We start from the raw sequence: 26,608 nt of genomic DNA, 5'->3' as shown, positions 1-26,608 counted from the left end.
CTCCATTCAAATGCACTTATTTATTGTCTATTTCTTCCTCTTATTATATTATAAAAATACAGAATTTTCTAAAACAGGGGGTTTATATGTTACAACAACAGTTAGAAAAAATTCGTAATAATAATTACATCATAGATAACACACTTCATATTGATTCTTTAAGTTCCAGTATGTTTGAACATATCGGTGTTACTGATAGCTACTTAAGGGACAAACTCATCTACTCTACTTTTTATCATCTCATCAAAAATCGCTACCTTTCACACACACAATTACAGAAACTATTATTAGAAAGCATCGGTGAAAAATATTTATTGTATAAGATTCATTCAGATGATGAAGATGCTGTATTTACTCGTGCATTTACGACCTTATTAATTGCGCTCATTATAGATGCAGATACAACTCATAATTTCTTATCACAGAATGATACTTTAACTGTAAAAGATCAATTAATTCTATATATGAACAATGAACATGATTTCCGCGGATATGTGCAAGACCACGGCTGGGCACATAGTATCGCACATGCTTCCGATACATTTGAGGCGCTTGTTCATAGTCCTAAACTAGAAACTTTACATTACGAAGAGATATTAAAAACTTTGTTAAACAAAGTTTGTGTCCATTCTATTTACTACAAATATGAAGAAGACGAGCGTCTCGTTTATCCGATTGTCGCAATGCTGCAAAATGGCCTAAAAGAAGAAATACTCATATTAGCCCTTCGTGACTTAGTAGCTCAATTACTGGTCCAAAAACAAGCACTACCTATTGAAGCGTACGAGTTTTTATATGGAAATACAAAATCTTTCTTACGTAGCTTATTTTTCAGACTACGCACACTTTCTATATGTGAAGAAACCGAATTCGAAATTGAAAAATTGCTACAAGAGCTTCCAAAATATTATTAAAAAAGAAGGCCACTCAAAAAGTGCCTTCTTCTATTTCACTAATATTTAATTGAAATTTCACGATCCAAACTGAGAAAAGGTGGACAAGAAGCGCAAACGCCATACATGCTCCACTTAAAAAAGTTAGTATAGGATGCGAATACACGTGCCCCAACCCATAGGATATCGCCACGAAAAACATTGTTATGTAAATATAAATTGCTCCATGTATTTGCCTCATATAAACCTCCTTTTCCCATATTATAACATAAATTTTCTGATTATTCACATTAATTACTTGTGATCAATATTTCTCAACTGTTACACCTCTTACAGCAGCCTTAATATACGGTGACCCTTGTAAACTTTGTAAATCCTCTGTTTTTCCTGTTACGACTATACCGTATATTGGTAAGTCTTTTGGTTTGGTGTTTTTTATTTCTTTATCCCGCATTAACGGGCAGTAAGACCTCACATCAAAATTCAGCGGAAGCAAGAAGTTAGATGGGGGATGAACCCCACACTGATTAAAGTTTCACTTTATAGTTTATCCTAAAATATTCTCAGTATCCCTCTTTATTTTCACTTAAAGACATCCAAATGCAGCTTTTATAAATTGTTTCATAATAAAAAGCACATCCATTTTGATGCGCTTCTCTGAAATACTATTCTATTATTTCATCGCTTCCTTCACAACATCTTGAATCATAACAACTTCTGTTTTCATATCAATAGACGGTGCTTCTTCATCGATACATTCATACCAAAATGCTAAGTGCTTTTTATCAATTTCATGATGCGAATTTTCGACAAAAATACCACCTTCTCCTTGCACAGAATACCAATATAAGTACTCTTCTCCATCTCTTATTTCCCGGAAAATTGTCTCAACGTACATTTTTTCGTCGTTTAATGTCAAAAGCACTTCTTTCAAATTGTCATTAAGAAGCTGCATCCATTCATCTACTCGATGACTCTTACCAGGCTTAACTTTAAATCTTGTTAATTCTACATTCATTTTTATTCCCCCGTTTTCTTACGTACAAACAAACTATATTCTATTGGATGATAAAAACTTAATTTACTAGCTAATTTTCGCGAAGGAATATTGTCTACATAACAATCCCAGCTCGGTATAATGTCATTTTGCATGCAATGTTCAATGAACCTTGTTGCAACAGCTTGAGCTAATCCTTTCCCTTGATGCGCTTCATGTGTTGCAATATCTATTTCAGCAAAACCATTCCCGCTAAATATTGAGACACATTCAGCTACAATTATCCCATCTTGTTCTATACAAAATCCAAAACCACTGTTCAAAAACGTTTCTTTTGATCCCCAATACTCTTTGTAGTACTCCTCTTTAAATTCACTGCTGCGCTCTATATTTCTTCTATCAATACGCTTCACTTCATATGTATTTTTGTTAAAATCTCGTTGACTCTCTTCAAAGGTTACGCTTTGAAATTTCATTCGCGGGATGTTCCGAAGTACATTACTAAAACGCTCTTCTATCATCATTTCCCACTCTTCACTCGAAGTGAACAGTGTAAATCTCTTCTCTGTTTTTTCAATAGCCGTTTTTAAATATGAAAATAACTCTTCGTTATAATTTTGATCATCCGTATCACCAAATAAATAATAGATACCGTTAGCTGTAATAATTAATCCTGCTGTTAATTGCCCGTTTATAAAAACCTCACCATCTATCATTTGATCACATACCGCATAAGCAAACGTCGTCGTTCTTGTATTACCTTCTAAAACCGGAAGAACTTTTCTATAATCGGCTATAGATAATTTTTTCATAATTGCTCCACTTTAATCGTATCAGCCTCTATATGTTCAAAACAAAGATTTACCGTTCTCTTTAATGCTCTCGTTCTATGAATCGTACATGCTGGAATTAAAATAGAATCCTTTGGCTTTAAAACCGCTGTTTCTCCATCTTCAAAATCAATAAGTAATTCTCCCTCTAGCACAATAAATAATTCATCCGAATTAGAATGATAGTGCCAATCATATTCACCAGTAAATACAGCGATTCGTAAACAATGACTGTTTATATTTGAAACGACGAAGTTTTTATGTTGATCTTGAATGTCTTTTGTTAATTCTATTAAGTTCACAGTTTCCATATTTCATCCCATCCTTTCGTTAGTCGTTCTTCTGAAAAATTAACTTAACCTCCACCATCACTTGAGCTACTACAATCACTACTACTGTAGTGACCGAATCCACTTGATGTGCTTGAAGTGTATGAAGATTTTTTGCTTCTTTTTCTATCTTTTTTACTTTCATGACTAGGCCATACTGTAGCAAAGAGTATAACGAATAAGGCTAATTCTATTACAACAAGTATAAATTCTAGAATGCTCTCAATAATATTGGGAGTTATCCCAAAACTGTAAAACACTCCAAATGAATACATACACAAAATTACATACAGAGCCATACAAATATACCGGAATGTTTTTTCTATCATAATGACTACTTTTTGTGAAAAAGGTATGTTCTGTTTCTGTTTTTTCTTTATGTACTTTTGTCTTTTAGCTTGCTTTTGCTTCCTTTTTTTACTCCCCATTGAATCCCCTCTTTTATTATATAATTCTAAATTATCATAATAAAAATCGATTTACACCAATAAATAACAATTATTCACATGTTATTTCCCCATATAAAAAAGACCCTCCTTATGAAAAGGAAGGTCTCAAATGTATTTCTATTATGATAAAGCAGGAGCTTTTTCAAGTAGCTCTTTCGCATCAGCGTATTGTAAGCCGTGAGCTTCTGCAACTGCTTCGAATGTTACATATCCATCTAATGTGTTAATACCTTTTAATAATGCAGAGTTGCCTAGGCAAGCATCTTTATAGCCTTTGTTCGCAATTTGTACTGCATATGGTACTGTTACGTTTGTTAATGCAAGAGTTGACGTACGTGGAACCGCACCTGGCATATTAGCAACTGCATAATGAACAACGCCATGTTTTTCGTAAGTTGGGTTGTCATGAGTTGTAATACGATCAGTTGTTTCGAAAATACCACCTTGGTCAATCGCAATATCTACAACGACAGAACCTGGTTCCATTGATTGAATCATTTCTTCAGTTACAAGTTTTGGCGCTTTTGCACCTGGAATTAATACTGCTCCAATAACAAGGTCAGATTCTTTAACAGCTTCTGCAATGTTGTATGGATTAGACATTAATGTTTTTACTTGGTTACCGAAAATATCATCTAATTGACGAAGACGTTCTGCACTTAAGTCAATGATTGTTACATCTGCACCTAAACCTACTGCAATCTTAGCTGCGTTTGTACCAGCTTGACCACCGCCGATGATTGTTACTTTGCCGCGTTTTACCCCTGGAACGCCTGCAAGTAAAATACCTTTACCGCCTTTGTTTTTCTCAAGGAATTGTGCACCGATTTGTGCAGACATACGACCAGCTACTTCACTCATAGGTGCAAGTAATGGTAAAGAACGATTGTCTAATTGTACTGTTTCGTATGCGATTGATGCAACTTTGTTATCGATTAATGCTTTCGTTAATTCTGGTTCTGGAGCTAAGTGTAAGTATGTGAATAAAATTAAACCTTCACGGAAATAGCCGTATTCACTTGCTACTGGCTCTTTTACCTTCATAACCATATCTTGATTCCATGCTTCTTCAGCAGTTTCTACAAGTTTCGCACCAGCTTGTACGTATTCTTCATCTGTAAAGCCAGATCCTAAACCTGCTCCTTTTTGAACAAAAACTTCGTGACCATTTTGTACTAAATGTACTGCTCCCGCTGGCGTCATTGCCACACGGTTTTCATTGTTCTTAATTTCTGTTGGAATACCGATACGCATGATTAGTTCCCCCTTGAGTTATGAAATGACCCCTGAATCATTTTTTAAAGCGCTTTCTACGCTCTTATATTTTAACATAATATCTCAATATTTGACAAAAAATAATACAAGTTTTCCGATAGATTTAATTTTATATTAAAGGACAGTATTATCCGCACCTCTCAGCACAATGGATAAACTGTCCAATTATTCGAAACTTCATCTTATTTTATTCTATCGATGTCTATGAATAACATCCACTGCACCAGTCACTTCAATAATTGTACCGGTAATCATATCGGAATCGTCCTCACATAAAAACGAAATGGTTCTTGCAATATCTTCACCTGTTCCAGATCTACCAATCGGTGTGTTATGCTCTTTCAGCTGACGTGCTTCTTGAATAGTTGCCTCTTTCATATCGCCAATAATATCACCAGGACATACCATGTTCGCAGTGATACCATACTCCGCTTCTTCATAAGCAACTGTTTTCGTTAATGAAACAAGTCCTACTTTCGCTGCGGCAAAAGCTGAACGATAAATCCATCCCGGTGCACTATCCGCCCCTTGAAATCCGTAATTAATAATACGGCCAAAGTTCTGTTTTCTCATGACCGGAACAACAAGTTTTAATAAATGAAATACCGCTGTTAAATTTCCCTGAATCATTTCATTCCATTCATCTTCTTCATAATCAACTAACTTTTTTCGTTCAAATACATATGGACCAGCATTATTAATTAAAAAGTCAATTTTGCCAAAACGGCTCATCGCTTCTTCTACTATTTTATGTAAATCTTCCTTTTTCGTGACATCTGCTTGCACGAATTGTAGACGCTCTTCCACATCTTTATATGTTTCTTTCATCGTTTCCATAGCCGTGATATCGCTATGATACGTTACTGTTACTGAATAGCCTTTAGCCAATAACTTTTCTGTTACTTGCTTTCCTAAACCTTTCGTACCGGCTGTAATGAGCGCATGTCTCACAAAACTGCCCCCTTTTAAATTGCTATACTTCATATGTAACAAGTTCTCGCTCCAATTACAACTAAAATGAATTGAAACAGAGTTTTCAAAATTCTGTAACGTTTCTGGCAAGCACGTTACCAAAATTTGTTTTATAATTAAGTTGTAAACAGTTATAAAACAGATTGGGAGGAATTTACTATGAATAATACATATACAAATATTTTAATCGCGGTGGATGGTTCTAAAGAAGCAGAAAAAGCCTTTAAAAAAGCAATCCAAGTCGCAAAGCGCAACAATGCAACATTAACAATTGCTCATATCGTTGATGTAAAAGCGTACTCAGCTGTAGAGGCTTATAGCCGTGCAATTGCTGAACGTGCAAATCTATTTGCAGAAGACTTATTAGAAGACTACAAAAAAACTGCTCTTGAAGCTGGTCTTGAAAAAATTGAAACTGTATTAGAATTTGGTAATCCTAAATCTAAAATTTCAAAAGAAATCGCTCCAAACCATAAAGTAGATTTAATTATGTGTGGCGCGACTGGTTTAAATGCTGTTGAGCGTTTCCTAATTGGTAGCGTCTCTGAACATATTATTCGCTATGCGAAATGCGATGTCCTTGTTGTTCGTGGTGATGAGGAGCAAGGTGATCTTTAATTTATAGATAAAACACCAAGTCCACATAGACTTGGTGTTTTTCATTTTATCAACTTCACTATAAACACAAGACATGCTACGACAACAACGGTAATTGCCAACACATAGGGCGGAAGAAACTTCAAAGACCATAATGCCATCATAATCGTCGCAACCGTTAAGTACGTTCGTCTTGCACCTTCTGTCATTTTTTTACGAAATAAGAAAACGTACAAATAACCAATTGGTGGCGTAATAAAGCAAAGAACGTATATGATTTTTGATTTTAAATACCACTTTTGTTCTCCAAGTTTCTTTATATCTTCTTCTATTCTCTTATGCTCTTGTTCTTTCGCTTCTTCTACAAGCGGATTTTCCCCTTCGCCTCGCTTTTCTTTCATATAAGGAAGAAAGTGCATAAAAAAATAGTATGCGAATACGAATGCTCCAAATCCAATATTTACTCTTTCTAATGGAATATGTTCACTAAAAAAAGCAGCAGTAAGCACTACAGACAAACAGTATGTCATCATCCAAAATGAACGTTTTCTCTTTTTCCGTTCCATTTCTTTTTTGCCTTGTATATCTTTTCTTTTCGAAAGCCATATAGAAATAAAGCAATCTACTACAAATAGAGCAAAAATAAATATCGCAACGTGTACTGTTTCTAAATCCTCAAATGAAAAGATATTTGGGAATGCAACATGCAATACAATTAGCGTGTACAAGATTAGCCCTATAAAATAAATACGTCTCATTTTTCATCCCTTTCTTATTTCCTAACATTACGTTAACATACATTTTTTAGAAATAGACGGACAAAATATATATGTGTAAAAAAGGAGGATGCTATATGGATGATTCTGAACGCATTATTTTAGACGTGAACGGAAAAGAAATTGAAATGCTAGATACAATTCGCACTCATTTTAAAGAGAAACATGGCGTTGAACTAAGTAATGGTGCATTGCTTCGTGATTTGATGGATATTGAGTATATTCGAATTACAGAAGATCGACATAAGTATGATTAATTTTGGGCTATAAAAAAAGAAGGTAAGCTTCTCTCCATCAAGATTAGCGTACCTTCTTCCCTATAAAATCAATCAACTTCTAACAAACTCTCCAACTAACCCCTTCGCCTTCTCCAAAGCGTTTTTGATTTGTTCAAACCCTGTCCCACCAGCACTGTTACGACGCTTTACAGCCGCATATGGTGAAAGAACTTCATACAAATCTTCTTCAAATAAAGAGCTCATTTCTTGATATGTTTCAAGCGGGACATCTAATAAATAAATTCCTTTTTGTGTGCAATGTAGCACTAACTTCCCAACAATTTCATGAGCTTGACGGAATGGTAGTCCTTTGTTTGCTAAGTAGTCGGCAATTTCTGTTGCGTTGGAGAAATCTTGCGTCACAGCTTGCCCCATTTTTTCTTTGTTTACAGTCATCGTTTCAAGCATGCCCGCCATAATATGAAGGCATCCTTCTACTGTTTTGACTGTATCAAACATTCCTTCTTTATCTTCTTGTAAGTCTTTATTGTAAGCGAGTGGTAATCCTTTCATTACTGTAAGTAAACTGAATAAATTACCGTATACTCTGCCTGTTTTACCACGGATTAGTTCCGCCATATCCGGATTTTTCTTTTGCGGCATAATGCTGCTTCCTGTCGCGTATTGATCGCTCATTTCAATAAATTGAAACTCTTGGCTACTCCATAAAATAAGTTCTTCACAAAAGCGTGATAAGTGCATCATAAGCATAGATGAGTTACTTAAAAACTCCAGTATGAAATCACGATCACTTACTGCATCTAAACTATTTTCATAGATTCCATTAAACCTAAGAAGTTCCGCACTATATTCTCGGTCGATCGGGAATGTCGTCCCAGCTAGCGCTCCTGCTCCTAATGGGGAGATATTAATACGCTTTAATGAATCTTCATAACGATTCACATCACGCTCTAACATCCAAAAGTAAGCAAGAATATGATGAGCAAATGAAATCGGCTGGGCACGCTGTAAATGCGTATAGCCAGGCATAATTGTCTCAATGTTATTTTCTGCTTGATGAACAAGAACAGTTTGCAATTGTTTTGTAGCTTTTATAATATGTTCTACCTTTTCTTTTAAATACAAATGCATATCTGTCGCCACTTGATCGTTACGACTTCGGCCTGTATGAAGTTTCCCTCCTACTTCACCGATTTTTTCAATTAACATCTTTTCAATATTTAAATGAATATCTTCAGCTTCAACCGAAAAATGTAATTTATTTTGTTTCGCTTCTTCTAATAAATATTGAAGACCTATCTTTATTTTCTCTGCCTCTTCTTTCGTAACGATGCCTTGCTTTGCTAGCATCGTTACGTGTGCAATACTCCCGTTTATATCTTGATTTACTAATTGTTGATCGAAGGAGATGGATGCTCCAAACTCTTCAACCCACGCTTCCGCTTCTTCCGTAAATCGTCCGCCCCAAAGTTTGCTCACGCTTCCACCTTCTTTTGATTCACTTGGCTGTATACTTTCGTCGGTAAACCGAATAATGAAATGAATCCAACTGCTGCATCATGATTAAATTCATCTTGAGCAGTATATGTTGCTAATTTTTCATCGTATAAAGAGTATTCAGATTTACGTCCTTCTACAATCGCATGACCTTTAAATAATTTCACACGCACTGTACCTGTTACATTCTTTTGCGTTTCTTGTAAAAATGCATGAAGCGCTTGTTTTAAAGGTGAGAACCATAAACCATTATAAATAAGTTCTGTTATTTTCTGTTCAATCACTGGTTTAAAATGCGCTACTTCTTTTACGTGTGTTAAATCTTCCAACTCTTTATGCGCAGTGATTAACGTCATTGCTGCTGGGCATTCGTATACTTCACGAGATTTAATACCGACAAGACGATTTTCTACGTGATCAATACGTCCAACGCCGTGTTTTCCAGCAAGCGCATTTAACGTTTTAATTAATTCTGAAAGTGAATATGCAGTACCATTTAAAGTAGTCGGTACGCCTGCTTCAAATCCGATTTCTACAAACTCTGGTTTATTCGGTGTATCTTCTAATGCCAATGTCATCTCATATGCATCTTCTGGCGGCGCTGCCCATGGATCTTCTAAAATTCCACATTCGTTGCTGCGTCCCCATAAGTTTTGATCGATTGAAAACGGGCTATCTAAATTAATCGGAATTGGTACATCGTTTTCTTTTGCATATGCAATTTCTTCTTCACGTGACCATTTCCATTCACGTACAGGCGCAATCACTTCTAAGTAAGGATTTAATGCTTGGATAGAAACTTCAAAACGAACTTGGTCATTTCCTTTCCCTGTACATCCGTGTGCAACTGCAGTTGCGCCTTCTTGTTCTGCGATTTCCACTAATTTCTTCGCAATAAGCGGACGAGATAATGCAGAGACAAGAGGGTATTTCCCTTCGTATAATGTGTGTGCTTGCATCGCCATCAATGCATATTCATTCGCAAATTCTTCTTGGACATCCACCATATATGATTTAATTGCACCAACTGAAAGCGCCTTTTCTTTCACAAACCCTAAGTCTTTCCCTTCCCCTAAGTCTAAACAAAGCGCGATAATATCATAATTCTTCTCTTGTAACCATTTAATTGCAACGGAAGTATCAAGACCTCCGGAATATGCTAATACAACTTTTTTCTTCTCCATTTTGCATCCCCCTAAAGAATAAATATTCATTTTCTTTTATAATAATTCACACTTTACCACCTTTCACAAAATGTATCAAGAGTCATTTTCAAATTTTTTCAAACAATTTCGTCGAACTTCTTTCTGTTTTTCTGTACAATATAAGCAGGAAAACGGGGGTGAACTTATGGAAAAGTATTTCTTATACGATGAACATCTAGGAATTGAAATTCCACATTTACAAGAAGACTGGGAAGAAATCCCCGAAAAAATGCAACATGCTATTTTACTAAAATGGGAACAAGTTCGCGGGAAAATTCCTGATCGTATAAAAGAACTTGAGTACTATATTAATACAAAACAACATTATTTAAATAACGAAGAAGACTTCGAAGTTTCTTGTAAACTAAATTCAGAAATTGCCGATCTTGCTTCTATCATTAATGACCTTTGGCTTTGGTATCGCCTCACTCAAAATGTATCTGAGGGGAAAGCACACCAATGAAAAAAGCATGCCCCTCAATTACTTTGGGTCATGCTTTTTTGTCGTAACATGATTTACAATATATTTCTTGTGCTGTTTTCGCCAAACATACATCGAATGGACCAACTAATATACTTCTTTCTTTCGGCAACTTTACAAAAGCAACAAGCTCTTCTTCATATTGAATTTTTTTCTGACATGAAACGCATATTAATTCTTTTCTTTTGAACATATCTTTTAACATATCTTCACTCTCCCCTTCATCTATCTATATTAATATACTCTCATAATAGTTAAGACTTGTAAAAAAATGACACATTCCGAATCGAATGATTCATATACTATGTACAAAAGGAGGTCTAAAGCTTATGCGTGCTTTCGTTATTATCGCTTTAACTTTTTTAAGTGTGATTAGTTGGGATGCGTTTTTTAAAGATAAAAGTGATGAAAAGAATACAACTGAATAAAACCCTTTTTTTCTTACTTATTGGACAAACCGTTACAAACTGTCCAATCCTCCGAAATAACTTAGGCTTTTCTACAAAAATATTTAAACATAACATTTTTTGTAGATTCCCTCCGTTTATTGTCGGTTTCCATCCGCATACATTTTTTAAAAGTATGATATAATAGTATAAATCTTGAAGGAAGGGATTTTGATATCATGATCGCTCGAAGGAGCATGTGGCATCGTATTGACGAATCATACACGTAGCGTATTTTTTAGCTCAGATACTTTAGTCTAGCGAAAAAAATACGAGAGTGGGGAAATTATGATTGCCCGAAGGATAATTTGGCAAAAAAAAGACTCTTCTTACACATAGCGTTTTGTTTAGGACTTAATTGTTACTAACTAAACAAAACAAAGAAGAGCAGGATTGCTAAATGACGAATCCTACTCCACGTTTTGTTTAGTCGTTTTAAGACTTAAACTAAAACGAAGGTAGGGAGAATTGATGGACGAGAGGATTATTCGTTATTTCTTCAGCGACATATAGCGTAGTTAGTTTTTTCGTAAACTAACTGAAAGCTACATGTGAGCTCGTAGTTAGTTTACAACACAAAAAGGACTACTAACTACGGAAAGAAGGAATAACGATGAGGAACATCCAAAGTCGGCAAATTATTAAAGAAATTTTTATGGTTTTAATCGGTTCATTTATTTTAGCAGCAGCGCTATATCACATTCACTTCCAAAACCACTTAACAGAAGGTGGCTTTGTAGGAATTGCACTATTCATTCAAAACTTTTATGATATTTCACCATCTATTTCAACTGTATTAATGGATATCCCAATTATTTTACTGTGTGCTTCATTTTTAGGTAGAAAAATGGTTGGCTATTCATTCTTAGGTTCAATTTCATTCGGAGTATTTTATTCCTTTATGGAAAATTATTCTCCATTTACGGTAGATTTATCTAATAACTTATTTATAGCTGCAGTAGTTGGCGGTGCGTTAGCTGGTATTGGACTCGGTTTTATATTGCGATTTGGCGGTGCAACCGGTGGAGACGATATTTTAACAATTGTATTAAGTAAACGAACTCGTTTTACAATTGGGCAAATTTTCTTCGTCTTTGACGCGATTGTTCTTGCGCTTTCATTATATTATTTAAATTGGACAGAAATTGCTTTTACTATTCTTTCGATTGCCGTACAGGCAAAAACATTGGATTTAATTTATTATCCAAAAACAGAAAAAACAGCAGAAAAGCAGCCAGTATCTGTTCCAATGTCCAAAAAACATGCAACAAATTAAAAAAGCGAAAGGCTTCGGCCTCTCGCTTTTTTTTTATGCTCTTTTTTCTTTCTCGACTATATGGCGCACTTGATAAAATCTATTTGCAAATTCAGTAACGTTTCTTGTTAAACGATAATTCACTGTAGATCCAATTGCCATTCCAATTACCGGAATACCTTGGAATAATTTACGACGAAGAGCATAAATCGAAAATGTCTTCAAAATTTGTTTTAACACAACTTCAGTAGAAGCTGTTTGTAACACTGCTTCGTCTCCTTCATAAAAGAACGAATCTTCTTGTTCCAGCTCTTGCAATAAATTGTACCATGCGTATTGCTGAAGTCTTCCTGGTAGTAATGACGCGTGAAACACCTTTAACGCAAGCATCATTTCGTATGGCTTGTTCACATCATGTCCAAATGATGTTGCAATAAGTTGGACTGCCTTCACATTTAACGCGATCATAACCGGAAAATCCGCCGTTAATAATAATAAACCTCCAGCACCTGTCGCCCCGCCTTGCACAAATGAATATAGACGATGACGTGCTGTTTGCTGCTCTGCTATGTATGTTAACTGATCAATAGATAATGCTTTCAAATCTTCAAGCTGTTCAATCGATTCATCAAATAATCTCGATGTTCCTAAAATCCGATTACGTGCGTCTAACTGTGCTTGTGAACTTTGAATAAATGCATGCAAATGAAAGAGCCATCCATCTGCTTTCGTGAAGAATTCTTTTCGCTTTTTCTCAGGTAATTTCGCAACTGTAGTATGTAACCATTTATCAAACACTTTTTGAAAATCGGTCGCTTCTTGCTCAACTAATTGCGCTTCCCATTCTTTTATATTGTCTAAAATGGCTTGTTCTCGCTTCGATCGCATCGTAACAACCACCTCGTTCGATTTTTTTCTATTGTAACATATTTCTGCTTATTCTTTACAAATATGCTTGTATATCTCTTTTCACATACCCTTTATGAGTGACATAAAATAATAGCAAAAAGGATGAGATACTTCACATGAATCTATCCAATCTAAAACAAAACTATAACGCAGTATTCAGCTTAGGACAAAACTGTTGGCCTGCTTGGGCATTATATCAATTAGAATTATCACCATTTTTTGGCGTTATTGATTTTATGCTAAGTCCTTCATTAACGAAAGTAAATTTATTATTACAAAATCGATTTGACCGTTTTTTAAATTTCGAAAATCTATCCTTCATCTCATTTTGGGATGATGATGCCAAATTAAGATTAAGGGACAACCTTTATGAAATTGACTCCTGTCATGACTTTAAAACAGATGTAAACACACCAAATTATTGGCCTTCTTATACAGAAATTAAGTTAAACTATGAACATCGAATTAATCGTTTTCTAACTACAATTGAAACGGCAGAATCCATATTGTTTATTCGAACTGGAGGAACATATGAAGAAGCATGTTCCCTAGAACAAATTTTATCTCAAATCGTTACACATACATTCTCTGTCCTATTACTAATTCCTGCCGATATACCAACTATCACCCAAGAAGATTGGGGATTACAACGTACTTGCGTTATGAAATGTCCTATTATGGATGTATACCAATACAATGAAGCATTTTGGAAAGACTTATTTGATGGAATTACAGTTAGACCACACACTTAAATACACGATACTTTTATCACACCATACATTATAATCGTCCTTATACGAAACAAATAAGGAGTGATTCTATATGTATCCACGTGCAAAAGCTTTCGGTCTTGCTGTACATCAAGATCGCCTTCTCGTACAAGAATATCATACAGAAGGCGAAACATATTATCGTCCTCTTGGCGGTTCCATTGAACTTGGTGAAAAATCAGCACATACTGTTATTCGGGAGTTTACAAAAGAGCTTCATACGGAGATAGAAATCATCAATTATTTAGGTTGTTTAGAAAATGTCTTTCATCTAGATGGGGGCATTGGTCATGAAATTATTCAACTATATTCTTTGCGTTTATTAGACACGTCACTATATGAAATGAAAATATTAAATATACAAGATGAGGAAACAGTAGCGTATGCGAAATGGATTCCTATTACGGCATTCATTCAGAAAGAAAAAATATTATATCCGGATGGAGTTTTAAAATATATCCAAAAGAAAAAAGACGAAATCCTATAGGATCTCGTCTTTCTTTTCATATATTAACCAATATCTCCAAGACGTAGTACGTCACGAGCAATCATAACTTCTTCGTCAGTTGGAATTACGATAATTTTTACTGGAGAGTGTGGGAAGCTGATGAATGCTTCTTCACCGAATACGTTATTACGTTTTGCATCAAAGTATACGCCCATGTACTCAAGGCCTTCTAATACGCGCTCACGAATAATCGCACTGTTCTCACCTACACCAGCTGTGAAGATGATTGCGTCTACACCTTTCATACGAGCAGTGTAAGAACCGATGTATTTGTGGATACGGCTTACGAATACATCAAGTGCTACTTTCGCACGGTGGTCGCCTTCTTCTTCTTTCGCAATGATGTCACGTAGGTCACTAGAGTAACCAGTAAGACCTAACATACCACTCTTCTTGTTTAATACGTTAACTACTTCTTCTACTGTTTGGCCTGTTTTTTCCATGATGTATGGAATTAACGCAGGGTCAAGGTTACCAGAACGTGTACCCATTGTTACACCAGCAAGTGGAGTGAAGCCCATAGAAGTATCGATAGATTTACCGCCTTCTACTGCTGCGATACTTGCACCGTTACCTAAGTGACAAGAAAGTAAGCTTAAGCTTTCAATTGGACGACCTAATAATTCAGCCGCACGCTCAGTTACATATTTATGAGAAGTTCCGTGGAAACCGTATTTACGGATGCCGAATTTTTCATAGTACTCATATGGTAAGCTGTATAGGAATGCAGATTCTGGCATTGTTTGGTGGAATGCTGTATCGAATACTGCTACTGCTGGTACGTTTGGTAATACTTCTTGGAATGCTTTAATACCAACAACGTTTGCTGGGTTATGAAGTGGTGCTAAATCGCTTAATTCTTCGATATCAGCTAATACTTCATCAGTAATTAAAACAGAGTCAGCAAATTTTTCGCCGCCGTGAACAACACGGTGACCGATACCGCCAATCTCATCTAGAGATTTAACGATTCCGTTTTCAGTTAATTTTTTAAGAAGCATATTAACTGCTACTGCGTGATCTGGAATGTTTGTAATTTCTTTTTGTTTTTCGCCATCTACAGTAATAGTGAAGATACTATCTTCTAAACCGATACGTTCTACTAAACCTTTTGTTAATACTGTTTCACTTGGCATTTCAAATAATTGGAATTTTAAGGAAGAGCTTCCTGCGTTAATCGCGATGATTTTTGACATCTAGTCTTTCGCCCCTTTTTCTCTTGGTAGTTGTGTGGATGTTTCCACAAACCGCTCGATTTTATCTGATCAAATTCACCAAATATGAAAACGTTTCATCATTAGCAAATTTTATACTCACGATTTTAATTTAAACATCGTCCGACATATATTTCAAGTGAAAAAATTGTAACACCAAGAAAAAATATATATTACAGATTTCAAAAAAATTCAGTTAAATCTAGTATATATTTAAAAATATGACATATTATATAAAACTGTACTACATGAATCACTAATGCTGTTACATACACCCAGCTTTATTTATGTGTTGCAAACCAAGTATTTAATTGATCCATAATGTTCTCCATCGCCTTCATGTTAGAGAATTTAGGCAACTCCACTAATAACGCCTGTTTTGGCATTGTTACATTAGCGCCTTTCTTTTGGAGAACAAATATACTTTTTGCATTTTTCTCGTTTTTAAACATGGAAACAGGAAGCTGTAATAACCCTTGAATAAAGCATGTTTCTTTAATAAATGCATGTAATTTTGGTGCCTGGTCACTTTCAAAAATGAAGTTTGGTACTAAGAAGAATAAGTACCCGCCCTCTTTCGTATGTTTCACACTTTGTTCAATAAATAAGTGATGAGCATACGACATTCCTTCATCTGCTTTTAATTTATATTCACTGGCACCGATTTCGTTTGGATAGTAACCAATCGGTAAGTCTGAAACGACTGCATCAACTGGATCGATATAAAGTGGTGCTAGTCCATCTTGATGGAAGAATTCGATTGCATGCTTTTGTAAATTTGCATTTACTAAAGCAAGTTTAATTAGCACTTCATCCACTTCTACACCAAATCCACTCATTGTTAGTCCTTCTTTGGCGCTATTAAACACTGTAGTCATTAAATTTCCTGTTCCAATTGCAGGATCTAAAACTGTAATTTCATTTTGACCTTGCATAAATTTATGGAATAAGTAACTCATGAACATCCCAACTGCATCAGGCGTCATTTCATGATTCGCTTGTACGCCTTCTTTCATTCCTTTTAAGATGGCTAACTGAAATGCTTTACGAATTTCTTCACCTTTATATGTTTCTTCATTAAACGTACTATATTCACGATTCAGCCTTTCAATTGCCGATTCGGATAATTCCTCTTGTAAAATCGCTCCCTCAAACAAGTTATCACCTGTTTCTACAAGCGCCTCTAAATATGTCACATCTAATTCTTTACGTAAAACTACCGCAGAAGAATCAAAAATAGAAAATAATGTTTCCACTGTCTGACTCACGTACATTCCTCCTTCTCTCTTTTACACATAACTTATATCATACCACAAAGTGATTTTTTCCAAAAAGAAAAAGCGACCTCCTGTAAAGAGCTCCCTCTCAAGTTATATATGATATAACGTTTTTTCTCATATATCGGCACCGTTACGCAGCGATATATGAGAAAAAACGACCTCTTTATAAGAGGTCATTTCCTTCACATTACTTTGCAGATTTAGCTGCTTCTAATGCTGCTTCATAGTTTGGATGGCTTGTACCTTCGCCTACGTATTCTACGTAAACTACTTTGTCGTTGCTATCTACTACGAATACTGCACGAGCAAGTAAACGAAGTTCTTTCATTACTAAGCCGTAAGCTTCACCGAATGAAAGGTCACGGTGGTCAGAAAGTGTTACAACATTTTCTAAACCGTTTGCTGCACACCAGCGTTTTTGAGCGAATGGTAAATCAGCGCTAATTGTTAATACTTTTGCGTTTTCAATACCTGCTGCATCTTGGTTAAAACGACGTGTTTGTGCATCACACACACCTGTGTCGATTGAAGGTACAACACTAATTAATTTTACTTCGCCTTTGTATGTTTCTAAACTTACTGGAGATAAGTCGTTTGCTAATACTTGGAAGTTTGGCGCTTGATCGCCAACTTTAACTTCTGTTCCAACTAAAGTCATTGGATTACCTTTAAAAGTTACGTTTGCCACTTGAAAATCCTCCCTTATTTAAACAAAATATGTACAATGTAAATGATAGTTTGTCCCTATCGATAATGCAAATAAAATCGCTTTATTTACAAAAAAATAAAAGAAGCTAACCTATTGATTAGCTTCTTTATTCGTTAAATTTGAAATTCAGGATCATCTTCTTTTCGTTTATCCATCATTTCTTTCACTTTATCAACAGCTTGTGGCGCTAATTCAATTATTTTATCGATGACATGCGTTTGCTTATCTAAATGTAATACTTTCACACCATCTCCATTTATAACAAGAAAGGCAACAGGATTAATAGAAACTCCTCCTCCACTTCCTCCGCCAAATGGATGACGGCCTGAATGTTCTACCCTACCAAATTCACTTCCACCAGCAGCAAATCCGAAACTTACTTTCGAAACAGTAAGAATTACACTTCCATCTGCCGCTTTAATTGGGTCACCAACAATTGTATTTACATCAGTCATTTGTTTTAAATGCTGCATTGCGGTTGTCATTAAACCTTGAATTGGATGGTCCATTCTATATCCCCCCTATGCTTGAACAGATTTTTCTGTCATACCAGATTTTTGCTGCCTCATAAATATGAGCAATTTCACCGCTGTTTTTATAGTACGAAATATACGAAAAGATGCTGTTAACTCGCATCTCGATGCAAATCCTTTCCCTTGAAAAACAGGAGTAATTTCAAATTCTGGTACATCGACAATATGCATATATTGTCCGACAACTCCAGCAGCCATTCCTTTTGTCCCCCATGCATATCCAGTGACAATTCCAGTACTAGCTGCGTCGCCTGCTCCAATTTGCGTATGCCATTTCCAACCATTGATTTTCACTCGTTTGAGAAAATCTTTAACGATAGTATGAACTTTTTGAAGCCTTTTTATCAGTTCCCCAATACTGTCAAGTTGCGCCATAATTTTATTATCTAGTCCGCCGTCCTCTTCAGCTTTTTCGATTTTCTGTCCTGTTTTTTTCTGCTGTTTTTCAATTCTTTCCAATACATCAAATGTATATCGAATCATCCATATTTTCACTTGAAATAAACATTGCTTTTCCATTTCTGAATATAAAAATGTCACCTTAAGCGATATTTTCGACAATAGTATAAGCAAAATAAAAAGGAGAAGAATTATTATTCCAATTACGAGCCACTTCATACGTATCATCCTTTCACTCCGTACCCATTATCGACAACTTTATTCATCATTAAACAGAGTTCCATAAGATTGAATATAAAAATTTTTCTAAAAATAAAAAGGTATTTTGACAATTTGTATCGAAATATATTATTTGAACATATCATCAGGGAACGGACTCTAATGATATGTAGCACGAAAAACAGAAAATTTAACTGCAGTGGAGGGATACATAATGGCAGATCGTCGCAATTTATTTTTCTTTTATGGTGATGACAAAGCAACGCTCGTTGAAAAAATGAAACCAATCTATCGTATTTTAGAAGAGAATGGATTTACCATATTAGATCATCCAAAAAATGCAAACGCTATCGTCAGTGTTGGAGATGATGCAACCTTCTTACAAGCCGTTCGTAAAACTGGTTTTAGAGAAGATTGCTTATACGCAGGGATTTCTACGAAAGATGAAACTTCGTTCTACTGCGATTTCCACATTGATCACGTTGATACAGCCCTTCAAGAAATTACAAAAAATGAAATTGAAGTGCGAAAATATCCAACAATTCAGGTAGATGTAGATCACAGTACATCTTTCCATTGTTTAAATGAGTTCTCATTACGTTCTAGCATTATTAAAACATTCGTTGTAGATGTTCACGTTGATGATTTATATTTCGAAACATTTAGAGGGGACGGTTTAGTAGTTTCTACCCCAACAGGAAGTACTGCTTACAATAAATCATTGCATGGTGCAGTTGTTGACCCACTTATTCCATGTTTCCAAGTAAGCGAACTAGCATCTTTAAACAACAACACTTACCGTACGCTCGGTTCACCGTTCATTTTAAATCACGAACGTACATTAACTTTAAAACTAAGACCAGACGGTAACGATTATCCTGTTATTGGCATGGATAACGAAGCGCTTAGCATTAAACAAGTGGAAAAAGCTGTTGTACGCTTAAGCGATAAACAAATTAAAACAGTTAAATTAAAAAATAATTCGTTCTGGGAAAAAGTACAGAGAACGTTTTTATAGGATTAAAATAACCGCAGAATTATGGAATTCCATAATTCTGCGGTTATTTATTTACCCCGATTGACGCGAACAATAATCTCTTACTATCCGGCCGTTATTCTTGTCAGTTTTTGTCGGTAAGTCGATATATTTTAATAATCGCTGATATATTTCGAGTTACGGTCGATATATTCCGAAAATCGCTGATATATTTTTACACATCTTTTCTATAGACAACTCGGCCATCTATTACGGTCATTTCTGCTTGTACTTCTTTTATTTCTTCTGCCTCAATTTCAAAAATATTGCGGTCTAATATTGTAAAGTCTGCTTCATATCCTTTTGTAATTTGCCCACGTTTCGCTTCTTTTCCGATTGCATAGGCACTTCCTGTTGTAAATAAAGAAACAGCCTCATAAACCGTTAATCTCTCCTCAGGCATATAGCATACACCGTCAATAAAACTTCTACGTGTAACAGCGCTATATATGCCTAAAAACGGATTCACTTGTTCAATGGGAGCATCTGAGCCACCGTTGCAGTGTAATCCTGCTTCCAGTAACGTCTTCCAAGCGTACGCATAACGAAGACGGCGCTTGCCTAGTTTTTCAATGACTGACGGAAAATCTGATGAAAGAAAGACCGGCTGTATATCGATAATGGCTTGCAAGTTTTTCATTCTTTCTATCAACTCTTCACGAGCAAGCTGACAATGAATAATGCGGTCACGTAACCCTTTTGCTGGTGGATATAATTCGAGTGCATCAATGACATATTCAAGCGATAAATCACCGATAGTATGAATCGCAACTGGCATATGTAAATCTCGTGCTTTCTTCACTAATTCCGCAAGTTCTTCACGTGAGAAAATCGCAACCCCATTTGTTTCCTTCGCATCTTCATACGGTTCACTTAATAATGCTGTTCTTCCTCCAAAAGAACCGTCAGAAAAAATTTTCATTGCCCCAAATTCAATATAATGTTCATTTTCATATTCTTTTCGTTCATGTGCTACTTCATGGTGAACGAGCAAATGTGCTTTAAATGGCATTTCTTTTATAACGTGAGAAAACGCATTATATGTTTTTCTAAAACCACCGTAGTAATTTAAATCTTCCGTATGCCCGCCAACAAGTCCGTATTTCCAGCAATCTTTAATCGCTGTTTGCAAAGCTCTTTGTAAATACGCTTCATCAATTTCAGGCTGAACATGTTTAATTAATTCTTGTCCTTGTTCATATAAAAGTCCCGTTAACTTATTTGATGAATCCCTACCGATTTTCCCGCCTTTTGGATTTTGCGTCGCTTCTGTTATGTTCGCTTCTTGCAATATGTATGAATTCACCCATGTAACGTGACGACAAACTCGCTTTAATAAAATGGGGTGTTCTTTCGAAATTTCATCTAAATCACGCGCGTGAACATCTTTCGTATCTGTAAAGTTATTTTCATTCCATCCTTCTCCAATAATCCAAGAGCCCTTTGGAGCTTCTTTCACTCGCTTCTGAACAAGAGTAAGCACTTCACCATAAGATGTACAATTTGATAAATCTAGACGGAGTAATCTCTCTCCATGCCCAATAAGATGCATATGGCTATCAACGAGACCTGGAATCATTGTTTTGCCTTTTAAATCGTGCAATGTAACCGCGGCATATTGGTTTTCTAACTCTTCTTTACTTCCAAAATCAACGATCGTACCGTTTTCAACGTAAACAGCGTCCACTTTTTCATTTTCTTCTCTCATTGTGTAAATGGTACCGCCATACCAAATTTCTCCCATATATCCCATCTCCTTTATTTTTTATTGTATAAAAAAAAGCACCATTTCAAAACATGGTGCTTTTCTAAAAATTACTTTTGTTCAGTAGTAGACGTTGTAACTTGCCATTCAATATTAAATTTATCTTTTACTTGTCCGTATGCTGGGCTCCAGAATGTTTCTTGAAGTGGCATCATAACTTCTCCACCTTCTTGTAACTTATCGAATACTTCTTTTGCTTTTTCTGCATTACTAATTTGAATTGCGATTGTTACTTGAGATCCGATTGCATGCCCTTGACCTGGGAATGTATCAGAAATCATAAGATCCGTATTACCAACTTTTAAAGTAGCGTGTAAAACGCGCTCTTTCGCTTCAGCTGGAATCGGGTATTCTGGATTTTCAGGCATGTCACCAAAAGTTTGCATGACTTCTACTTTTGCATCTAAAGCCTCTTTATAAAACTGTACAGCTTCTTGCCCACTACCATCTAAAACTAAGTACGGATTAATACCTAAAATCATACGGACACCTCTTTTTTAAGTTTATAAAATCGAACTTGTGTTCGTTTTTATATTATCATTGTTTTGCATTTCATTCAACTATTTACTTCACTGTTTTCAAAATTATTTTGACGGAATCTCCATCTCTTGTTTTCTAAGTTCAATACGGCGAATTTTTCCAGAAATCGTTTTTGGTAGTTCATCTACAAATTCAATTTTGCGAGGGTATTTATATGGTGCAGTGAGTTCTTTGACGTGTTGTTGGAGTGTTGGAATTAATGTTTCTTCGTTCTTTTCTATATTCTCTCTTAATACGATAAATGCCTTCACGACACTTCCCCGAATTTCATCAGGACTTGCGACAACCGCACATTCTCTTACGTAAGGATGTTTTACAAGCGCATCCTCTACTTCAAACGGCCCGATTGTATAACCAGAGCTAATAATGATATCATCACCACGCCCTTCAAACCAGAAGTAGCCGTCTTCATCTTTCTTCGCTTTATCACCTGTAATATAATAATCACCGCGGAATTGCATCGCTGTACGTTCATCGTCTTTATAATATTGTTTAAAGAGGGCCGGCGTTTCAATGTGAACTGCAATATCACCAACTTCGCCTACTTTAACTGGAATACCTTCCTCATTTACAATATCGACGTGGTTACCTGGCGTTGGTTTCCCCATTGATCCTGGTCTAATATCCATCCCTTTCATTACACCAACAAGTAGTGTATTTTCCGTTTGTCCATAGCCGTCTCTTACTGTAATATCAAAGTGCTTTTGGAATGTTCCAATGACTTCTCTATTTAACGGCTCACCTGCGGATACAGCGCTATGTAACGCCTCTAAATTGTACTCGCTTAAATCTTCTACCTTTGCCATTAATCTATACTCAGTCGGTGTACAACAAAGCACATTCACCTTATTATCGTCTAATAAATTTAAATACGTTTTCGGTTCAAACTTGCCGTTGTACACAAATCCTGTTGCCCCTGAACCGAGAGTTGCTAAAAACGGGCTCCAAATCCATTTTTGCCACCCTGGACTAGCCGTTGCCCATACAACATCATTCTCTTCAATTCCGAGCCAATTCGGGGCGCTTGTACGTAAATGAGCGTATGCCCACGCGTGCGTATGAACAACACCTTTCGGGTTTCCTGTCGTCCCAGACGTGTAAGATAAAAAGACCATATCTTCTTTATCTGTTTTCGCCATTTCTAACATGTCACTTTCTGTTTCTAATGCTGTTTTTAAATTGATCCACCCGTCTACTGACTGCTCGCTCAGGACGAATTTTTGAAGGGATTCCATTGCTTCTATATCATCAAACTGTCCAATGTACGGCTCATAGCTTACTATCGCTTTTACTTCGCCATGTCCAATTCGATATTCAATATCTTTTTTACGCAACATTTCCGAACTTGGAATTACGACAAATCCCGCTTTAATCGCAGCGATATACGTCATGTACGCTTCAATTAAACGCGGCATCATAATAAGGAGCTTGTCCCCTTTTTGTAAGCCACTTTTTATAAAAGCGTTTCCAATTTTATTTGCCCCTTGCATTAATTCAAAATATGTAACTTCTCGTCTATTCCCTTTATCATCTTGCCAAATTAAAGCAAGCTTCTCTTTATCGTCTGTATATTTCTCTATTTCTGAAACTAAATTATAAGATGGTGGTGCCAACAATTCCTCTCTCTTCATAAACATCCTCCTTTTTCTTTATGCCTCCCTTATATAATAAAGAATTTTCAGTAAATTTTGAACCCTCTTCTTTTGACAATTTTTTTATGCTTTTGTCGAAATGAATTTATACTAATATGAACAACAAAAAGAAAGAGCGGGAGAACCCGCTCTTTCTAAGCCATCATATGGGATTATTTTTGGTAACCGCCTAATTGTTGCTCAGCTAGTGAAACTAGACGTTTAGTGATTTCACCACCAACAGAACCGTTAGCGCGAGCTGTTGCATCAGCTCCAAGTTGAACACCAAACTCTTGAGCGATTTCGTATTTCATTTGGTCTAATGCTGATTCAGCACCAGGAACCGCTAATTTATTTGTGCTACGTGACATGTTATATCACCTCCTTGTGAGTATAGAGTGTGATAAATAACATGACTTCATACACGTTTTAAATATGGTAATTTATGGTTTTAGAAAAGTTCTTCAAATTTTTCTTCTTCCGCCACTACTTCAACCGTTTGTAATACCATTGTTTCTTTGTTCGCTACAGCTTCTTCGATTAACGGTGTGAAATCGTATTTCGCTTCAAATCGATTTGCTTTTTCACGCTTCGGCTTCGTCGCCGGGCTAGCTGGTGTGAATACTGTACAGCAATCTTCGTATGGACGAATTGAAATATCATACGTGCCGATTTCTTCAGCAATTTTAATAATTTCTAATTTATCCATCGTAATAAGCGGACGAATAACTGGGTAGTTTGTTACTTCGTTAATCGTATGCATGCTATCTAATGTTTGGCTTGCTACTTGTCCAAGACTTTCACCAGTTGTGATTGCAAGTGCGTTACGCTCCTCAGCAATCTGCTCTGTAATACGCATCATCATACGGCGCATAACCGTCATTGAATAGCTAGATGGGATTTCTTTATTAATCGTTTTTTGCACTTCTGTAAACGGAATAAGGTGAAGCGTTACACGTTTACAGTATTTCGTTAACTCTTGTGCTAAATCGATTACTTTTTGTTTTGCACGCTCACTTGTGAAAGGTGGGCTATGGAAGTGAACTGCTTCCACAGATACGCCGCGTTTCATCGTTAAGTACGCTGCTACTGGGCTATCAATACCACCAGAAAGAAGTACCATTACTTTTCCGCCAACGCCAACTGGTAAACCGCCAGCTCCCATGTGCTCACCACACATAATATAGCTGTAACCACTGCGAATTTCTACACGTACATTCACATCTGGATTATGGACGTCTACTGTGATATCCTCTGTATTTTCTAAAATGTGCCCACCGATTTCTGGAAGTAACTCCATCGTCTTCATTGGGAAGCGCTTATCAGAACGGTGCACTGTAATTTTAAATGTTTTCACATCATCTTTTACTTGTAAGAACGCTGCTAATGCACCTTTTTTAATGTCTTCTAATTCTGATGGTACTTTCATCGCTAAGTTAAACTTATGAATACCAAATACGTCTTTCAATCTTTCAGAGATTGCTTCATGATCTTCACCGTTTAACTGGATGTACATACGGTCATGCGTTGCATCAATTTTAATATTTGGGAACTTTTTCAGTTTGAACTTCACGTTATCTTTTAATGTGCTTACAAATTTAGAACGGTTTTTACCTTTTGTCGTCATTTCTCCGTAACGCACTAAAATATATTCATATGTCATCATATTTCTTTACCTCATCACTTCATATAATTTTGGCATCGTCTCTTTTACAATACCTTCAAATTGTTTTACTTCTTCCATCGTGTTGTCTGGTGCCAAACTAATACGAATAGCGCTTGCAGCTGCTGCATGCGGCACTCCCATTGACACTAACACTCTGCTCACTTCATTTGCTTTTGAAGAACAAGCAGACTTCGTCGATACATATACACCGTGCTCTTCTAAAGCATGAACGACTACTTCTGGTTTTAAACCAACAAATGATACATTTAAAATGTGCGGTGCTGCATATGCAAGCGATGTATTAATCGTCACATCTTCCATCTCTTTAAAGAAGCTGACAAGCTCTGCTTGTAAACTTTGCAAATGAGCTACCTTTTCTTTCACTTGTTCCATTGTCATGCGAAGTGCTTTCACCATTGCTACAATGCCAGGTAAATTCTCTGTACCAGAGCGATACTTAAGCTCTTGTTGACCACCTGATAAAATCGGATCTAATCTTACGCCATCACGTATATAAAGAAGACCCGTTCCTTTTACACTGTGGAATTTATGTCCAGATATTGAGCAAAGATCAATATGAGAAGCATATAAATCAAGCGGTACTTTTCCTATCCCTTGTACATGATCTACATGGAATCTTATTTTCGGATGATTCGATAATAACGTTCCAATTTCAGCAACGGGCTGAATTGCTCCAGTTTCGTTGTTCACATGAATAATTGATACAAGAATCGTATCTTCACGAAGTGCTCGTTTTACATCCTCTACCGATACAACACCATGCTCGTTAACCGGTAAATATGTTACATCATATCCGAGTTCTTCTAATTGCTTATATGCCTCAAACACAGACGCGTGTTCAATATTTGTTGTAATGATATGTTTGCCGCGCGAACGATTCCTCATCGCTATCCCTTTAATCGCAAGGTTGTTCCCTTCCGTTCCACCTGATGTGAAAATAATTTCAGAAGGTTTAACGTGAAGAAGCTGCGCTGCAATCGTTCTTGATTGTGTTAATAGACGCTCTGCCTCTCCTCCAAGCGAATGAATAGAAGAAGGATTACCAAAATATTTCCCAGCAACCGTCACGTACGATTGAAGAGCTTCTGGATATGGCTTCGTCGTCGCACTATTATCAAAATAGATCATCGTTCTTCCCCTTTCAGCGCTATCACATCATATAATCAT

31 protein-coding genes and 1 pseudogene are annotated in these 26,608 nt (G+C 36.2%); 8 read left to right on the top strand and 24 right to left on the bottom strand.

Annotated elements, in window-relative coordinates:
• Window positions 1-86 precede the first annotated feature (86 nt).
• Complete coding sequence (locus AC1Q8L_RS09500) at window positions 87-914, top strand: DUF2785 domain-containing protein (RefSeq protein ID WP_000941489.1); 828 nt, start codon at window positions 87-89, stop codon at window positions 912-914.
• 13 nt (window positions 915-927) lie between these two features.
• Here AC1Q8L_RS09500 and AC1Q8L_RS09495 read toward each other — a convergent pair whose 3' ends face one another.
• From AC1Q8L_RS09495 to AC1Q8L_RS09460, 8 genes and pseudogenes are all read right to left on the bottom strand, one after another.
• Window positions 928-1,134, bottom strand: a complete 207-nt coding sequence (locus tag AC1Q8L_RS09495) for a hypothetical protein (RefSeq protein ID WP_001248905.1) — start codon at window positions 1,132-1,134, stop codon at window positions 928-930.
• 63 nt (window positions 1,135-1,197) lie between these two features.
• Window positions 1,198-1,338 (bottom strand): annotated as a pseudogene (locus AC1Q8L_RS09490) (anti sigma factor C-terminal domain-containing protein); the annotation flags it as partial.
• Between the two features lie 228 nt (window positions 1,339-1,566).
• Complete coding sequence (locus AC1Q8L_RS09485) at window positions 1,567-1,911, bottom strand: DUF6176 family protein (RefSeq protein WP_001100204.1); 345 nt, start codon at window positions 1,909-1,911, stop codon at window positions 1,567-1,569.
• Between the two features lie 2 nt (window positions 1,912-1,913).
• Entirely contained in the window at window positions 1,914-2,702 is a 789-nt protein-coding gene (locus tag AC1Q8L_RS09480) for a GNAT family N-acetyltransferase (RefSeq protein WP_000736479.1), read from the bottom strand.
• Window positions 2,699-3,031, bottom strand: coding sequence for a cupin domain-containing protein (locus tag AC1Q8L_RS09475; protein ID WP_000450930.1), 333 nt, complete (start codon window positions 3,029-3,031; stop codon window positions 2,699-2,701). Before AC1Q8L_RS09475 ends, AC1Q8L_RS09480 begins: the two co-directional genes overlap by 4 nt.
• A 44-nt stretch (window positions 3,032-3,075) precedes the next feature.
• On the bottom strand, window positions 3,076-3,477 hold the full coding sequence (locus AC1Q8L_RS09470) for a hypothetical protein (protein ID WP_000534959.1): 402 nt from the start codon (window positions 3,475-3,477) through the stop codon (window positions 3,076-3,078).
• Window positions 3,478-3,618: 141 nt separating this feature from the next.
• Entirely contained in the window at window positions 3,619-4,752 is a 1,134-nt protein-coding gene (ald, locus tag AC1Q8L_RS09465) for an alanine dehydrogenase (protein WP_001219401.1), read from the bottom strand.
• A gap of 213 nt (window positions 4,753-4,965) precedes the next feature.
• Entirely contained in the window at window positions 4,966-5,757 is a 792-nt protein-coding gene (locus AC1Q8L_RS09460) for an SDR family oxidoreductase (RefSeq protein ID WP_002024902.1), read from the bottom strand.
• A 147-nt stretch (window positions 5,758-5,904) separates the two neighbouring features.
• Between AC1Q8L_RS09460 and AC1Q8L_RS09455 the strand changes: the two genes are divergently transcribed.
• Window positions 5,905-6,363, top strand: coding sequence for a universal stress protein (locus AC1Q8L_RS09455; protein ID WP_001066672.1), 459 nt, complete (start codon window positions 5,905-5,907; stop codon window positions 6,361-6,363).
• 41 nt (window positions 6,364-6,404) lie between these two features.
• Here the strand turns inward: AC1Q8L_RS09455 and AC1Q8L_RS09450 are convergent, their stop codons facing one another.
• The gene (locus AC1Q8L_RS09450) at window positions 6,405-7,100 is read right to left on the bottom strand and encodes a hypothetical protein (protein WP_001252888.1); all 696 of its coding nucleotides are present in this window, start codon (window positions 7,098-7,100) and stop codon (window positions 6,405-6,407) included.
• 95 nt (window positions 7,101-7,195) lie between these two features.
• Between AC1Q8L_RS09450 and AC1Q8L_RS09445 the strand changes: the two genes are divergently transcribed.
• Window positions 7,196-7,375: a hypothetical protein gene (locus AC1Q8L_RS09445; RefSeq protein WP_000342760.1), complete on the top strand. Its 180-nt coding sequence runs from the start codon at window positions 7,196-7,198 to the stop codon at window positions 7,373-7,375.
• Window positions 7,376-7,447: 72 nt separating this feature from the next.
• Here the strand turns inward: AC1Q8L_RS09445 and argH are convergent, their stop codons facing one another.
• Together argH and AC1Q8L_RS09435 are read right to left on the bottom strand one after the other, a co-directional pair.
• On the bottom strand, window positions 7,448-8,836 hold the full coding sequence (argH, locus tag AC1Q8L_RS09440; protein WP_000041261.1) for an argininosuccinate lyase: 1,389 nt from the start codon (window positions 8,834-8,836) through the stop codon (window positions 7,448-7,450).
• On the bottom strand, window positions 8,833-10,038 hold the full coding sequence (locus AC1Q8L_RS09435; protein ID WP_000412336.1) for an argininosuccinate synthase: 1,206 nt from the start codon (window positions 10,036-10,038) through the stop codon (window positions 8,833-8,835). The genes argH and AC1Q8L_RS09435 overlap by 4 nt, the downstream gene beginning before the upstream one ends.
• 166 nt (window positions 10,039-10,204) lie before the next feature.
• On the opposite strand from AC1Q8L_RS09435, the gene AC1Q8L_RS09430 reads away from it, so the two are divergent.
• Window positions 10,205-10,522 (top strand): hypothetical protein, encoded by a 318-nt coding sequence (locus tag AC1Q8L_RS09430; RefSeq protein ID WP_000417220.1) that lies wholly within the window; start codon window positions 10,205-10,207, stop codon window positions 10,520-10,522.
• 28 nt (window positions 10,523-10,550) lie between these two features.
• Here AC1Q8L_RS09430 and AC1Q8L_RS09425 read toward each other — a convergent pair whose 3' ends face one another.
• Window positions 10,551-10,745: a hypothetical protein gene (locus AC1Q8L_RS09425; protein ID WP_000910278.1), complete on the bottom strand. Its 195-nt coding sequence runs from the start codon at window positions 10,743-10,745 to the stop codon at window positions 10,551-10,553.
• 854 nt (window positions 10,746-11,599) lie between these two features.
• Between AC1Q8L_RS09425 and AC1Q8L_RS09420 the strand changes: the two genes are divergently transcribed.
• Window positions 11,600-12,262 carry a YitT family protein gene (locus tag AC1Q8L_RS09420; protein ID WP_001244515.1) on the top strand — a complete coding sequence of 221 codons (663 nt, stop codon included), beginning with the start codon at window positions 11,600-11,602 and terminating at the stop codon, window positions 12,260-12,262.
• A 33-nt stretch (window positions 12,263-12,295) separates the two neighbouring features.
• Here AC1Q8L_RS09420 and AC1Q8L_RS09415 read toward each other — a convergent pair whose 3' ends face one another.
• Entirely contained in the window at window positions 12,296-13,129 is an 834-nt protein-coding gene (locus AC1Q8L_RS09415; protein WP_001256853.1) for an EcsC family protein, read from the bottom strand.
• A 137-nt stretch (window positions 13,130-13,266) separates the two neighbouring features.
• Here AC1Q8L_RS09415 and AC1Q8L_RS09410 point away from each other — a divergent pair, with 137 nt between their 5' ends.
• Both AC1Q8L_RS09410 and AC1Q8L_RS09405 read left to right on the top strand, forming a co-directional pair.
• Window positions 13,267-13,902 carry a DUF1796 family putative cysteine peptidase gene (locus AC1Q8L_RS09410; protein WP_001054296.1) on the top strand — a complete coding sequence of 212 codons (636 nt, stop codon included), beginning with the start codon at window positions 13,267-13,269 and terminating at the stop codon, window positions 13,900-13,902.
• A gap of 70 nt (window positions 13,903-13,972) precedes the next feature.
• Window positions 13,973-14,407, top strand: coding sequence for an NUDIX hydrolase (locus AC1Q8L_RS09405; protein ID WP_000283498.1), 435 nt, complete (start codon window positions 13,973-13,975; stop codon window positions 14,405-14,407).
• A 23-nt stretch (window positions 14,408-14,430) separates the two neighbouring features.
• On the opposite strand, the gene ackA is transcribed toward AC1Q8L_RS09405, so the two are convergent.
• The 5 genes from ackA to AC1Q8L_RS09380 form a co-directional block, all read right to left on the bottom strand.
• A complete protein-coding gene (ackA, locus tag AC1Q8L_RS09400; protein WP_000034575.1) occupies window positions 14,431-15,624 on the bottom strand; it encodes an acetate kinase in 1,194 nt (397 codons plus the stop codon).
• A gap of 299 nt (window positions 15,625-15,923) precedes the next feature.
• The gene (locus AC1Q8L_RS09395; RefSeq protein WP_000084363.1) at window positions 15,924-16,910 is read right to left on the bottom strand and encodes a class I SAM-dependent methyltransferase; all 987 of its coding nucleotides are present in this window, start codon (window positions 16,908-16,910) and stop codon (window positions 15,924-15,926) included.
• A gap of 199 nt (window positions 16,911-17,109) precedes the next feature.
• On the bottom strand, window positions 17,110-17,610 hold the full coding sequence (tpx, locus tag AC1Q8L_RS09390; protein WP_000024527.1) for a thiol peroxidase: 501 nt from the start codon (window positions 17,608-17,610) through the stop codon (window positions 17,110-17,112).
• Window positions 17,611-17,744: 134 nt separating this feature from the next.
• Entirely contained in the window at window positions 17,745-18,140 is a 396-nt protein-coding gene (gene ytfJ, locus AC1Q8L_RS09385) for a GerW family sporulation protein (protein WP_000350007.1), read from the bottom strand.
• A 12-nt stretch (window positions 18,141-18,152) separates the two neighbouring features.
• Window positions 18,153-18,791, bottom strand: a complete 639-nt coding sequence (locus AC1Q8L_RS09380; protein ID WP_002094156.1) for a DUF2953 domain-containing protein — start codon at window positions 18,789-18,791, stop codon at window positions 18,153-18,155.
• 205 nt (window positions 18,792-18,996) lie between these two features.
• Here AC1Q8L_RS09380 and AC1Q8L_RS09375 point away from each other — a divergent pair, with 205 nt between their 5' ends.
• Complete coding sequence (locus tag AC1Q8L_RS09375) at window positions 18,997-19,800, top strand: NAD kinase (protein ID WP_000785186.1); 804 nt, start codon at window positions 18,997-18,999, stop codon at window positions 19,798-19,800.
• 193 nt (window positions 19,801-19,993) lie between these two features.
• On the opposite strand, the gene AC1Q8L_RS09370 is transcribed toward AC1Q8L_RS09375, so the two are convergent.
• From AC1Q8L_RS09370 to AC1Q8L_RS09345, 6 genes are all read right to left on the bottom strand, one after another.
• On the bottom strand, window positions 19,994-21,562 hold the full coding sequence (locus AC1Q8L_RS09370) for an amidohydrolase (RefSeq protein ID WP_061660079.1): 1,569 nt from the start codon (window positions 21,560-21,562) through the stop codon (window positions 19,994-19,996).
• A gap of 71 nt (window positions 21,563-21,633) precedes the next feature.
• A complete protein-coding gene (locus AC1Q8L_RS09365) occupies window positions 21,634-22,065 on the bottom strand; it encodes a VOC family protein (RefSeq protein WP_000600352.1) in 432 nt (143 codons plus the stop codon).
• 102 nt (window positions 22,066-22,167) lie between these two features.
• Window positions 22,168-23,754, bottom strand: coding sequence for an acyl-CoA synthetase MbcS (mbcS, locus tag AC1Q8L_RS09360; protein ID WP_000817726.1), 1,587 nt, complete (start codon window positions 23,752-23,754; stop codon window positions 22,168-22,170).
• Between the two features lie 173 nt (window positions 23,755-23,927).
• On the bottom strand, window positions 23,928-24,125 hold the full coding sequence (locus tag AC1Q8L_RS09355) for an alpha/beta-type small acid-soluble spore protein (RefSeq protein WP_000091640.1): 198 nt from the start codon (window positions 24,123-24,125) through the stop codon (window positions 23,928-23,930).
• 80 nt (window positions 24,126-24,205) lie between these two features.
• Window positions 24,206-25,420: a tRNA uracil 4-sulfurtransferase ThiI gene (gene thiI, locus AC1Q8L_RS09350; RefSeq protein WP_000989274.1), complete on the bottom strand. Its 1,215-nt coding sequence runs from the start codon at window positions 25,418-25,420 to the stop codon at window positions 24,206-24,208.
• Window positions 25,421-25,426: 6 nt separating this feature from the next.
• Window positions 25,427-26,569, bottom strand: a complete 1,143-nt coding sequence (locus AC1Q8L_RS09345; protein WP_000638982.1) for a cysteine desulfurase family protein — start codon at window positions 26,567-26,569, stop codon at window positions 25,427-25,429.
• Between the last annotated feature and the right edge of the window lie 39 nt (window positions 26,570-26,608).

The organism is Bacillus sp. GW823-FHT06A11 (genome assembly GCF_058795355.1).
This window is presented reverse-complemented; position numbering and strand designations above follow the sequence as displayed.